Origin of the sequence: Micromonospora sp. NPDC005367, assembly GCF_040606825.1 — a bacterium.
In the GTDB taxonomy this organism is placed as follows: domain Bacteria; phylum Actinomycetota; class Actinomycetes; order Mycobacteriales; family Micromonosporaceae; genus Micromonospora.
The window spans coordinates 55,415-67,798 of record NZ_JBEXFP010000024.1; the positions used below are offsets into that span (position 1 = coordinate 55,415).

Sequence of the window (12,384 nt, forward strand, 5' to 3'; positions counted from 1 at the left end):
GGGCTCCGGAGGATGGCATGACGGGTTTGGCGCAAGCACCGTTGCGGGTGGCGTTGCTGGGTTACGGGCTGGCGGGCCGGGTGTTCCACGCCCCGCTGATAGCCGCGACCGCGGGGCTGCGGCTGCACGCCGTCGTGACCCGAGATCCGGAGCGGCGGCGGCAGGTCCGGCAGGATCACCCCGACGCCCGCCTGGTCGACGACGCGGAGCTGCTGTGGCGCTCGCCCGAGGCGCTGGACCTGGTCGTGGTGGCCACCCCGAACCGGCAGCACGTCGCGATGGCCCGGGCGGCGTTGGCCGCCGGCCTGGCCGTGGTGGTCGACAAGCCGCTCGCCGCCACCGCCAGCGAGGGACGGGAACTGGTCGACGAGGCGGCTCGGCGGGGCGTACCGCTGACCGTCTTCCAGAACCGCCGCTGGGACGGGGACTTCCTGACCGTCCGCCGCCTCGTCGAGCAGGGCGAGCTGGGACGGGTCACCCGCTTCGAGTCGCGGTTCGAACGCTGGCGGCCGACGATCAAGCCGGGCTGGCGGGAGAACGCCGCCCCGGACGAGGCCGGCGGCGCGCTCTACGACCTGGGCGCTCACCTCATCGACCAGGCGGTGCAGCTCTTCGGGCCGGCCTCCCACGTCTACGCCGAGGTGGATCGCCGGCGTGCGGGCGCGCAGGTCGACGACGACGCGTTCGTGGCGCTGACCCACGCCGGCGGGGTCCGCTCCCACCTGTGGATGAGCGCCGCCGCCCCGCAGCTCGGCCCGCGGTTCCGCGTCCTCGGTGATCGCGCGGGCTACACCACGTACGGGCTGGACCCGCAGGAGGACGCGCTGCGCGAGGGCGGCCGGCCGGGCGACACCGGCTGGGGCGAGGTCGCTCCCGAGCGGTACGGCCAGTTCGGCGTCGACGGTGACCTGCGGCCGGTGCCGACCGAGCCGGGCCGCTACCAGAGCTTCTACGAGCAGGTGGTGACCGCGCTGCGCGGCGGTGGGCCGATGCCGGTGGACGCGCGGGACTCGGTCGACACCGTCTCGCTGATCGAACTGGCGCACCGTTCCTCCGCGGAGGGTGCGGTCCTTCCCGTACCGCCCTCGACGGCGCGCTGACCAACGGTCCGGCCGGGCTCGCGGTACCGTGCCCCGGTCGGGCGGGCCGTGGCCACGGGAGGTGCCGGGATGACCGTCGAAACGCGGGTGTCACCGGCCGCCGGAGCGCTGCCACTGGACTACTACCTGCTGCTCGACCGACCGGACGGGCCCGCTGAGCGCGCCGAGGCGGTCGTCGTCGAGGAGTTCGTCCGCGCGCCCGACTGGTGGACGGTCGGGCTGGGCAGCGCGCTCTGGACGCCGGCGGCCGGCTGGCGGAGTTCCGCGTCGGTCGGCCGGGCCATGCGCGCTGCGCCGGAGGTGCGCGCCCGGGTCCGACCGGTCGCGCGGGACGCCGCCGACCGCACCCACCGGCGGCTCGGCGGTGGGCCGCTGCCCGACGAGCGGGAGCTGCGCACCCACCTGCACGACCGTCAGGTCTTCCCGGCCGCGGCACCGCTGCGGCTGGGCGACACACAGCCACCGGACGGCTGCCACGAGCGGCGGGTGTACCGCGTCCTGTTCGTCGGCGAGCTGCCCGCGGACCGGATGGCCGGGCTCGCCGCCCGCTGGCGGCCGGCCGGTGCCCCCGGCGGCGGCATGCCCGCCGGCCACGGCAGCTCCGGCGACGACCGATTCAGCTGGACGATGCGCCGGATCGGCGGGGGCGTCGCCTGGGCGGTCGACCTGACCGTGGAACTCGCCCAAGCCGTCGACGCCACCGTCGGGCCGGTGCTGCACGAGCTGACCTCCACCGTGCGCCTGGCCGGGCTCATTCCGGTGACCACCGAACGGTTCAGCTGACCGTCGAGGAGGCCCCGCCTCGACCGGCGGGAATCGTGGCAGCCGGGTACCGCGCCAGGGCGGTGCCGGTCAGTCGCCGGAGCCGCTCCGGTCGGCCGCCAGCGGTCCGAAGGCGTCCCGTACCAGACGGTTCGCCTCCTCCTGTGCCACTCCGGTGGCCACGAAAAGGTCGCTGGTGGTGGTCCGGACCTGGGCGACCACCACCGAACCCGAGAAGCCCACCCCGGCGCGGTAGGCGGCGCCCGCCCCGGTCACGGCACGCAGTGCCGTTCTGCGCGCCGCGTCGGGTTCGTGGCCGGTGGCGAACTCCCGGCGGAGCAGCCGCGTCGCCTCCGCCAGCGCGGACACCGCCTCCGGGAGGGTGTCCGGGATCGGCTCGGCGTCCCCGATCAGGGTCACCGTGCGGCGAATCAGCGTTCCGCTGTTGCGCATGGCCCGGTCGATCGGCTCCGCCGCCCGTGCGTACCGGCTCACCGGACCCTGCCGGCTGTCCCAGCGCACCGGGGAGAGCGTGCTCGTCTCCCGCGCGGCCTGCGCCGCCTCGGTGAGCGCCGCGATCTCCTGCTTGTTGTCCCGAAGTCGGTCGAGGGCCGCCTGTGCGGCCGGCCCGTCGCGCCGCCGCAGCGCGTCTGCCGTGACATCGAGTTGCTCGGCGAGCAGGCAGAGCGCCGGCGCGGCCGCCCGATTGATCAGCCGCAGCGGATGCAGCGGCAGCAGGACCGCGGTGACCGCCAGCGACACCGCGCCGCCGACGAGAGCGGCCACGAACCGCGGGAACTCCAGGTTCTCCACCATCGGGCTCAGCGTGCCGATGAGGACGGCCGTGGCGGCGGACTGCACCATGACCGCCGGGCTGCCGCCGAGCAGCACCGCCGCGACGATGGACAGCACCACGATCAGACCGAGCTGCCACGCCCCCGTCCCGACCAGGTAGATCAGCGCGTCGCCGATGAGCACGCCGACCGCCACCCCGACGATCAGTTCGACCGTACGGCGCAACCGCTGGCCGACCGACGCGGCCAGGGCGATCACCGCGGAGATCGGCGCGAAGAGGGGCTGCGGGATGTGCAGCAGACCGTCGGCCACCCACCACGAGATGCCCGCGGCCAGACCGGCCTGCACCGCCAGCCCGCCGCTGGCGCGTACCCGTCGCAGCCGTTCGCCCACCCGTGCCCTGCTGCGCAGCGTGGCCAGGGCCCGGCCGTACGCCGCGGCGGCGCGCGGCTCGCCGTCGTCTCTGCGGGCGCTGGTGTCGGCCACGGCCGCATCTACCCTGTGCCGCCCCGCCCAACCGTCACCGCTTCGGGCAGTCCGCCGCTCGTCGTCCCGTCGGTCCGGGCGCGGCCGCCACGGCGGCGGATTCCGGACGTGGCCGCGAGCCGGTCGATGCCGATCCCGGACCTCGGCCGCCCGGCCGGCGAGACCGGCGCGGGTCGGCCCCGCCGGTTCCCGCCGGGCCTAAGCGACAATGCCCCTGTGCGGTTCGGCATCCTGGGTGCGACCGAGGTCTACCCGGCCGACGGTCGCCGACTCACCATCGGCGGGGCGCGGCTGCGGGCGCTGCTCGCGCTGCTGCTGCTCGACGCCGGCCGCGTGGTGCCCCGGGAACGCCTGATCGACGGTCTCTACGGCGCCGACCCGCCCGCTCGGGCCGCGAACGCACTCCAGTCCCAGGTGTCCCGGTTGCGTCACCTGCTGTCGTCCGGGCCGGTCGATCCGGTGGAGTTCCACCCGGCCGGCTACCGGCTCGCGGTCGATCCGGACGACGTCGACGCGCACCGGTTCACCCGCCTGGTGGACGCCGGTCGGCTCGCGCTCGCCGCGGGCGATCACGTCCGGGCCGTCGGGGAACTGCGCGAGGCGCTCGCGCTGTGGCGCGGCGAACCGCTCGCGGACGTGACCGACGCCCCGTTCGCGTCCGCCCACGCGGCCCGGTTGCGGGACCGCCGACTGACCGCGACCGAGGACCGCATCGAGGCGGAACTCGCCCTGGCCGGCGCCCCGGAGGCCGTCCGGCCGCTGGTGACCGAGCTGCGGGAACTGATCGCCGCCCACCCGCTGCGGGAACGGCTGCACGGCCAGCTGATGCGCGCGCTGCACGCCGACGGCCGCCGGGCCGAAGGGCTCGCCGTCTTCGCCGACCTGCGTCGACTGCTCGCCGACGAACTGGGCACCGACCCCTCCGCCGAGCTGGTGGCCCTGCACACGGCGCTGCTGCGCGACGCGGCCGATGCCGCGCCGGTCCCGCCGCGGCTACCGCCCCTGCCCGGCCAGCTGACCAGCTTCGTGGGGCGGGAGGAGGAGCTGCGCCGCCTGGCGAAGCTGCTCGCCGAGGCCCGGCTAGTCACGCTGCACGGCCCGGGTGGCGTCGGGAAGACCCGGCTGGCCGTGGAGACCGCCGGGCGGTACGACGGGGACGTGTGCCTGGTCGAGCTCGCCGCGCTGCCGCCAGGCGCGGAGGTGGCCCCGGCGGTGCTGGCCGCCCTGAACCTGCGCGACACCGCGCTACGCGTACCGGGTGGGCCGCGCGACGCCACCGAACGGCTCGTCGCGGCGCTCGCCGACCGGCGGTTGCTGCTGGTGCTCGACAACTGCGAGCACGTGATCGACGACGCCGCCCGATTCACCGCCCGGCTGCTGGGCATCGCCTCGTCGGTACGGGTGCTGGCCACCAGCCGCGAGCCGCTCGGGCTGACCGGTGAGGCGCTCTGCCCGGTGCTCGGCCTGCCCGTACCGCCGGACGGCACCGAACCCGAGCAGGCACACCGGTACGCCGCGGTACGGCTGTTCGCCGACCGCGCCGCCGACGTGGCACCCGGGTTCACCGTCGAACCCGGCACCGTGACGGAGGTGCTGCGGATCTGCCGTACCCTCGACGGCCTTCCGCTCGCCATCGAGCTGGCCGCGGCGCGGCTGCGGGCGCTGCCCGTCGCGGAGGTCGCGGCCCGGCTGGACGACCGGTTCCGGCTGTTGAACCGGGGCAGCCGGGGTGCCGCGCCCCGGCACCAGACCCTGCGTGCGGTGGTGCGCTGGAGCTGGGACCTGCTGGACGAGCCGGAGCGGCGGCTGGCCCAGCGGCTCAGCGTCTTCGCCGGCGACTCCGACCTGGCGGCAATCGAGCGGATCTGCGCGCCGCTCGGCGCCGAGGTGCTCGACGTGCTGACCGGCCTGGTGGAGAAGTCCCTCGTCGAGGCGGGCGACGGCCGCTTCCGGATGCTGGAGACCGTACGCGCGTTCGCCGCCGAACGGCTGGCCGAGGCGGGCGAGGCGGATCAGCTCCGTCGCGCCCACGTGGCGTACTTCCTCGACCTCGCCCGGGCCGCTGACGCGGGCCTGCGCGGCCCCGCACAGCTCGACTGGCTGCGCCGGCTGGACGCAGACCGCGACGACCTGCACGCCGCGCTGCACCGGTCGATCGCCGGCGGCGACGTCACGAGCGGGCTGCGGCTCGTCGCCGCGTTGGCGTTCTACTGGTGGCTACGCGGGCTGCGCGGCGAGGGTGCCGCGCTCGCCGTCCGGCTGGTCGACCGGCTCGACGGTCCACCCGCCGGGCTCGCCGAGGAGTACGCGCTCGGTCTGCTGGTCGCCGCGTTGGGGGTCTCCGGCGGGGAGAACCGGACGGACGTCGGCACGGCCGGTGACATCCTCTGGAGCCTGGGACGCCCCCCGCGGCACCCGTTCCTGCTCTACCTGTCCGGGATGACGGCCGGTCCCCCGTCGCGGCAACGGATGTCGGTGCTGCTCTCCGTGGAGAAGCGGCGCGCCATGCTCGGCACCGACGCGTGGAGCGAGGCGCTCGGCTCACTCGGCGTCGCACTGGTGTGGCTGCTCGACGGCCGGTACGACGAGGCCCGGGCGGAGCTGACGACCGCGTTCGACGGGTTCCGGGCCATCGGCGAACGGTGGGGCATGATCCTGGCGCTCACCACCCTCGGCGAGGCTGCCTACCGGGCCGGTGACCCGGCAGCGGCCACCGGTCCGATGGCGCGGGCCCTGCGGCTGGCCGACGAACTCGGCTCCACGCTCGACACGGCGGAGCTGCTGCGGACCCGGGCGGACGGGCGGCTCGGGGTCGGCGACCTGGACGGTGCGGAAGCCGACTACCGGCAGGTGGTGGCCATCGCGCAGCCGGCCGGAGCGCCGGAGGTGGTCGCCGCGGCCCACTACGGGCTCGGCGAGACCGCCCGCCGGCGGGGTGCCCTCGACGAGGCCCGGCGCTTCTGTGAGCAGGCGGTGGCGGACTGCCCGACCGGCTGGTTCGGCGCGGAGGTCGTCCGGCTCGCGGCGCTGGTCGCGCTCGGCCAGATCGCGGACGCGTCGGGAGACGCGCGGGCGGCGCGCGGCCGCTACCAGGAGGCGCTGGGCGCGACCGTGGGCATGTGGGACGCGCCGACCGTGAGCGCCGCGGTGGACGGCCTGATCGGGCCGGTGCTGCGGCGGGGCGACGGCGACCGGGCGGCGCTGCTGCTCGGCGCCGTGTCGGCGGTGCTGACCGGCACGGGCGCCGAGGCCGTGGCGCACGCCGCGGCGGTGACCGGGTCGGCCCGCGCCGAGATCGGCGCCGACCGGTTCGAGCGGGCGTTCACCCGGGGCGCCGAGCTCGGCCGGGAGCGGGCGCTCGCGCTGCTGGGCAGCGCCTGACGGAGCAGAGCGCCGGCCGTCAGCGCGCGGTGCGCGAGCGGTCAGCGCGTTCGGCGAGGCTGCCGCCATGACTGACGAGACAACGACCGTCGTGGCCCGGGGCCTGCGCAAGACGTACGGCCGCACGGCGGCCCTCGACGGATTCGACCTGATGGTGCCGCGGGGCACGGTCTGCGGACTGCTCGGCCCCAACGGCGCGGGCAAGACCACCGCCCTGCGGGTGCTGGCGACCCTGCTCCGCTTCGACGCCGGTCACGCCCGGGTGGCCGGACACGACGTGATCCGGCACCCCGAGCGGGTGCGCGCGGCGATCGGCCTGACCGGGCAGTACGCGGCGGTCGACGAGACCCTCAGCGGCCGGCAGAACCTGGTGCTGTTCGGCCGGCTCCGGCACCTGCCCGCGCGGATGGTCCGGCAACGGTCGGACGAGCTGCTCGACCAGTTCGGGCTCACCGACGTGGCGGGACGCTCGGCCGGGACGTACTCCGGCGGCATGCGCCGCCGGCTCGACCTCGCTGCCAGCCTGATCACCACGCCGGAGGTGCTCTTTCTCGACGAACCGACCACCGGGCTGGATCCGCGCAGCCGCAACGGCCTCTGGGACGCGGTCCGGACGCTGGTCACCGGCGGCACCACGGTGCTGCTGACCACGCAGTACCTGGAGGAGGCGGATCAACTCGCCGACCGGATCTCGGTGGTGGACGCCGGCCGGGTGGTCGCCGAGGGCACCCCGGCCGAGCTGAAGACCCGCTTCGGCGCGGACCGCATCGAGCTGGTCGTCCGGCACGCCGGGCAGCTGCCCGCGGCGGCGGGTCTCGTCGAGCGGATCACCGGCGGGCAGGTCCGAGTCGATCGGGAGATTCGCCGGCTCAGCGCGCCCGTCGCGGACCGGATCACCGCGCTCGCGGACCTGCTGCGCGCGTTGCAGGACGCCTCGATCGCGGTGGAGGACGTCGTGCTGCGCCGGCCGACGCTGGATGAGGCGTTCCTGAACATCACCGGACACGGCGCCTCGGAGCGTACGGAGGTGGCGGCGTGAGCACGACGGTCGAGATGGTTCGGGTCCCGCCGAGCGGCGCGGAGCAGGCTTCTCCCTCGGGCGCGTTGGGCCGGCTGCGCTGGGCGATCATCGACAGCTGGGTGATGACCGGCCGGAACATGCGGCACGTGATCCGCTCGCCCGAGGAGATCGTCCTCTACTTCAGCCTGCCGATCATGTTCGTGCTCGTCTTCGGGTACGTCTTCGGCAGCGGCATGGCGGTGCCCGGCAACGGCAGCTATCGGGAGTTCCTGCTGCCCGGGGTGTTCGTGATGACCATGCTGTACGGCCTGGGCGCCACCGCGTCGCAGATCGCCGTGGACGCGGGCCGTGGTGTGGTCGACCGGTTCCGTTCGTTGCCGATGGCCCGGTCGGCGCTGCTGACCGGGCGGGCCGGGGCGGACCTGCTGCGGGCGTTGCTGGAGTTGACCGTCCTGGTGGTGTGCGGGCTGCTCGTCGGCTGGCGGTGGCGCAACGGGATGGGTGACGCCTTGGCCGCCGTGGGTCTGATCCTGCTGCTGCGGCTGGCGTTCACCTGGCTGGGCATCCTGCTGGGCCTGCTCGTGCCGAACCCGGACACGGTGTCGGTGATCGTGTTCCCGTTCGCCTTCCCGCTCACCGCCCTGTCCAACGTGTTCGTGGCCCCGGAGCTGCTGCCGGACTGGTTGGGCGCGATCGCGGCCTGGAACCCGCTGTCGGCCACCGTCGCGGCGGCCCGCGAGTTGTTCGGCAATCCGGGCATCGGTGGGGAGTCCTGGGCCGCACAGCATGCGCTCCTGCTGGCCGTCGGCTGGCCGGTGCTGCTGATCGTGGTGCTCGCGCCGCTCGCCGTCCGGCGCTACCAGCGGCTGAGCCGCTGACCCCTGGCTCCGGGCCCGGCACGGGTCGGTCACGCGATCGGGCGCCCTCTTCGGCGATAGGACCGTCTTGCAGGAGGGGGCGTCAGCGGGGGTTCCGCGTCCGGGACAGGCAGTACACGTCGCCGGAGTTGACCTCGTACGGCAGCGAACGCAGGTACGCCGCCATCCGCGGCGCGGCCATCCACTGCGGGGAGGCCAGCGCCATGGTGTCGCCGACGGCGAGGTTGAAGGCCTGGAAACCGAGCGCGGTGAGTCGGCGCAGGCACCGCTGCGCGACCGCACGCTCGATCGTGGTGAACTCGAAGGAGAGCGCGGGGAGCGGGCGACCCAGCCCGGCGAGCACCTCGTCCTCGTACCCCTCGACGTCGATCTTCACGAAGGCGGGCACCCCGTACTCGGCGATCAGCTCGTCGAGCGTGGTCGACGCGACGTCGATCCGCGCGTCCCACCGCTCCTCCTCCCAGCCGGCCGCGCCGTCGGCGGCCCGGATGAAGTGCGGCGAGACGGTGGAGATGGTGGGGTTGGCGGAGTTGACGTTGAAGGAGACCCGCCCCGCCTCGGCGCCGCAGACGGCCTCGACGACGGTCACCTCGCGGTCGCCGGAGTAGATGGCGCGCAGCGCCCGGGTGCAGGGTGGCTGCGGCTCGACGGCGATCACGCGGGCGCCGAGCCGGCGGAAGCTGCCCACGCGGTCGCCCACGTGTGCGCCGATGTCGAAGACGAGGTCGCCGGGGCGGGCGAATCTCGCGTAGAAGGCGTCCATGGCCGCCTCGCGCGCCGGGTCGCCGTAGTAGACCTCGAGTGAACGGCGTATCGAGACGGCCTCGGGATCCGTCTTCAGTGCCTCGACAGCGCCGGCTCGGGCGTCCACCTCCAGAATCTAGCCCGAGCAACGCGAAGAGATCTCGGCTTCCGGAGCAGTGGTCTTCGCGCGATCGCCGGATACCTCCGGCTTCCCGCGCAATCGGGGGGGTCCGAGGCGGGTGGATGCCCCGACTTCAAGGAACCCGAGTTGATCGCGCCTTGCCCAGCCGGACGCGCGAGACATAGGCTCCGGCCAATGTGACAGACCCGAGAGGGGAACTGCATGGCCCGGACCACGCGTCCATTCCGGATCGTCCCCGTACGGCGGCTGGCGGGCGCCGCCGCGATCGCTCTCCTGGTCGGCACGGTGCCGCTGCTCGGCGGCACCTCGGCCGGAGCCCGCCCGCCCTCCCCCACCCACTGCAGCACCGACCCCACCGCCCGACTGGCGGGCGTGCCCAGCCCCGAGCAGGAGCTCGGCTTCCCACTCGGCCTCGGCCAGGAGCGGCCGGTCACCACCGACGAGATCCGCACCTACCTGCACGGCGTGGACGTCGCCTCCGACCGGGTCGTCACCGGCGTACTCGGTACGAGCGGGCTCGGTCAGCCGCTGCCGTACGCCGTGGTGTCGAACGAGCGCAACGTCCGGCCGGCCGCCCTGCGCAAGATCGCGGAGAACATCCGGGACCTGCGGGACCCGCGCCGGACAACGCGGAAGCAGGCCGACAGGACAGCCGCCGACTCCCCGGCCATCGTCTGGGTGACCGGCAACGTGCACGGCGGTGAGAAGAGCGGCGCCGACGCGGCGCTCAAGACCCTGTACGAGTTGGCCGCCGGCCTGTCCTGCGACGTCGCCGAGCGCAACGACAACCTCGTCACGATCATCGTGCCCACGCAGAACCCGGACGGCCGGGACGCGAGCCGACGGCAGAACGAGTTCGGCTTCGACCTGAACCGCGACTGGTTCGCCCGCTCCCAGCAGGAGACCGACGGCAAGCTGGAGCTGATGCGCCGGTACCCGCCGCAGGTCTTCGTCGACGCCCACGAGATGGGCGGCTCGCAGTACTTCTTCCCGCCCAACGCCGATCCCATCCACCACGAGATCTCCAGCGAGTCGGTCGACTGGATCAACCGGATCGGCGAGGCCAACAAGGCCGGCTTCGGCTACAACGGCGCCTGCACCGAGACCGTCACCACCGAGTGCTACTTCAACTACGCCCGCTATGACCTGTTCTTCATGGGCTACGGCGACACCGTGCCGTCGACCGGCTTCGGAGCCGCCGGCATGACGTTCGAGAAGGGCAGCGCCTCGGCGGTCGCCGACCGGGTCCAGCAGCAGTTCCACACCCAGTGGTCGACCCTGGGCTGGGCCGCCGCGAACAAGCGCGAGGTGCTGACCGGCTACTTCCGGATCTGGACGGACGCGCTGGCCCAGGGCCGGGCGGGCACGCTGGAGCCGAACGAGGTGGTCCAGCCGACCAACGAGGTCCAGTTCCCGGTCCCGGACCAGCGGATCCGGTCCTACTTCCTGCTGCCCGACCGGCAGCTCGCCGACGTACGGCAGTTGGTCGAGCGGCTGCGCCGCATGGACGTCGAGGTGTATGAGGTGCAGCAGCCGACCCGGGTGCCCGACGCACGGATCTTCGGCGGCCGCAGCGCCCGGAACGTCACGGTGCCGAAGGGCGCGTACTGGATCCCGATGGACCAGCCGCAGAAGCACTGGATCCAGGCGATCATGGGCGAGGACCCGTACACGCCGTTCCCCTACTTCTACGACGTCTCGTCCTGGAGCAACCCGCTGCTGATGGGCGTGCCGACCCTCTACACCGGCGACGACGTACGGCCCAAGGCCAAGCTGGTCCGGAACATCTCGGGCGGGAAGACCGGCCACGCCTCGCCCCGGGGCTCGTACGGCTACCGACTCGACTCGGCCGCCGCCGCGGAGTTCACGTTCCGCCTGCTCGGTCGCGGTGTGCCGCTGATGCGCGACGGGGCGAGCAGCGTCGTCCAGGTGGCGGAGAAGCACCTGAGCCGGGAGATCGACGATCTGGCCAAGTCGCTCGGAGTGACTCTCACCGCGGGCGGGCCGGCCACCGGCACCCGGGTCGAACTGCCCGACGTCGGCCTCTTCGCCGGCACCGGCATCTCCACCACCTCCGGCTCGCACGGTGAGGCCCGGTACGTGCTCGGCGAGCGGTGGGGGCTGGACCCGAAGCCGGTGACCACCGCCGACATCAACGACAACACCGAGGCGTTCACCGGCCGTACGGTGCTGCTCGTTCCGGACGGCAGCAGCTCGACCGGTGGCCTCACCGCCGCCGGGCAGGCCAACCTGCGCAACTGGATCGCGCAGGGGCACACCTACGTCGGGCTGCGCAACGAGGGCACCCGGCTGGCCCGGGCCGCCGGGCTCACCTCGACGACGGAGAAGGCGAAGCCGGCCGGCTACCAGGTGATCGGCTCACACCTGCGGGTCGACGTCGACTCGGACAGCCCGGTCGCCGCGGGTCGCCCGGCGGAGGACTTCGAGTTCAACAACGGTGACCCCATCCTCAACGCCAGCACCACCGGCGCCAACGTGCTGCGTTACCCGAGCGGGGACACGTTCTGGGCGAACGGCTACACGGTGGGTGTCGACGCGCTGCGCGGCACGGCGGCCCTGGTCGACGAGCCGACCGGCGCCGGCCGCTCGGTGCTCTTCGCGTTCAACCCGCTGTTCCGGGCGTACAACGAGAGCGGACTGCACCTGGTGGCCAACGCGTTGCTCTACCCGGCGGCAGGCGCCGCGCCCACCGCGCGGTTGACGGCGGCGGTCGATCCGGCCCGGGCCGCCGCGGCCCGGGCGCCCGTGACCGAGGACCTGGGCGGCGGCTGGCGGCCGATCAGCATCGAGGTGGCGGACACGGACCTCGCGCGGACCCGGTCGATCGTGGAGCGGTTCACCGCGGACGCCCGGATCTCCGTGTCGGGTGGCTCGGCGTACCTGGTGATCCCGAACCGGCAGGGGTGGCAGGCCGACGAGCACCCGTTCCTGGGTGACCTGACCCGCGCTCTGCACACGGCCGGGGTGCCGCTGCGTTCGCTGGTCGCCTGACGGTGGCAGCTGGTCCGGACGGTCGCGGCCGTCCGGACCAGCTGCGCCGGCGGCGCCCACTCA

General features: G+C 74.2%; 8 protein-coding genes. 6 read left to right on the forward strand and 2 right to left on the reverse strand.

What is annotated here, in order from left to right:
- The first annotated feature begins 17 nt into the window (after positions 1-17).
- Positions 18-1,100 carry a Gfo/Idh/MocA family oxidoreductase gene (locus ABZS42_RS18430; protein ID WP_355146716.1) on the forward strand — a complete coding sequence of 361 codons (1,083 nt, stop codon included), beginning with the start codon at positions 18-20 and terminating at the stop codon, positions 1,098-1,100.
- Between the two features lie 69 nt (positions 1,101-1,169).
- Complete coding sequence (locus ABZS42_RS18435) at positions 1,170-1,883, forward strand: hypothetical protein (RefSeq protein ID WP_355146717.1); 714 nt, start codon at positions 1,170-1,172, stop codon at positions 1,881-1,883.
- Positions 1,884-1,952: 69 nt separating this feature from the next.
- Here ABZS42_RS18435 and ABZS42_RS18440 read toward each other — a convergent pair whose 3' ends face one another.
- Positions 1,953-3,077: an FUSC family protein gene (locus tag ABZS42_RS18440; RefSeq protein ID WP_355146772.1), complete on the reverse strand. Its 1,125-nt coding sequence runs from the start codon at positions 3,075-3,077 to the stop codon at positions 1,953-1,955.
- Between the two features lie 282 nt (positions 3,078-3,359).
- Between ABZS42_RS18440 and ABZS42_RS18445 the strand changes: the two genes are divergently transcribed.
- The 3 genes from ABZS42_RS18445 (at position 3,360) to ABZS42_RS18455 (ending at position 8,423) form a co-directional block, all read left to right on the forward strand.
- Positions 3,360-6,524: a BTAD domain-containing putative transcriptional regulator gene (locus ABZS42_RS18445; protein ID WP_355146719.1), complete on the forward strand. Its 3,165-nt coding sequence runs from the start codon at positions 3,360-3,362 to the stop codon at positions 6,522-6,524.
- 67 nt (positions 6,525-6,591) lie between these two features.
- A complete protein-coding gene (locus tag ABZS42_RS18450) occupies positions 6,592-7,563 on the forward strand; it encodes an ATP-binding cassette domain-containing protein (RefSeq protein ID WP_355146721.1) in 972 nt (323 codons plus the stop codon).
- A gap of 104 nt (positions 7,564-7,667) precedes the next feature.
- Positions 7,668-8,423, forward strand: coding sequence for an ABC transporter permease (locus ABZS42_RS18455; protein WP_355146774.1), 756 nt, complete (start codon positions 7,668-7,670; stop codon positions 8,421-8,423).
- Between the two features lie 82 nt (positions 8,424-8,505).
- Here the strand turns inward: ABZS42_RS18455 and ABZS42_RS18460 are convergent, their stop codons facing one another.
- Positions 8,506-9,294 carry an FkbM family methyltransferase gene (locus ABZS42_RS18460; protein ID WP_355146723.1) on the reverse strand — a complete coding sequence of 263 codons (789 nt, stop codon included), beginning with the start codon at positions 9,292-9,294 and terminating at the stop codon, positions 8,506-8,508.
- Positions 9,295-9,510: 216 nt separating this feature from the next.
- On the opposite strand from ABZS42_RS18460, the gene ABZS42_RS18465 reads away from it, so the two are divergent.
- Positions 9,511-12,321: a M14 family zinc carboxypeptidase gene (locus ABZS42_RS18465; RefSeq protein WP_355146725.1), complete on the forward strand. Its 2,811-nt coding sequence runs from the start codon at positions 9,511-9,513 to the stop codon at positions 12,319-12,321.
- Positions 12,322-12,384: the final 63 nt, after the last annotated feature.

What these genes read in the sequence shown, in the direction of transcription:
- ABZS42_RS18430 (WP_355146716.1), top strand. Translation starts at nt 18, where the DNA reads ATGACGGGTTTGGCGCAAGCACCGTTGCGGGTGGCGTTGCTGGGTTAC.
- ABZS42_RS18435 (WP_355146717.1), top strand. Translation starts at nt 1,170, where the DNA reads ATGACCGTCGAAACGCGGGTGTCACCGGCCGCCGGAGCGCTGCCACTG.
- ABZS42_RS18450 (WP_355146721.1), top strand. Translation starts at nt 6,592, where the DNA reads ATGACTGACGAGACAACGACCGTCGTGGCCCGGGGCCTGCGCAAGACG.
- ABZS42_RS18455 (WP_355146774.1), top strand. Translation starts at nt 7,668, where the DNA reads ATGACCGGCCGGAACATGCGGCACGTGATCCGCTCGCCCGAGGAGATC.
- ABZS42_RS18465 (WP_355146725.1), top strand. Translation starts at nt 9,511, where the DNA reads ATGGCCCGGACCACGCGTCCATTCCGGATCGTCCCCGTACGGCGGCTG.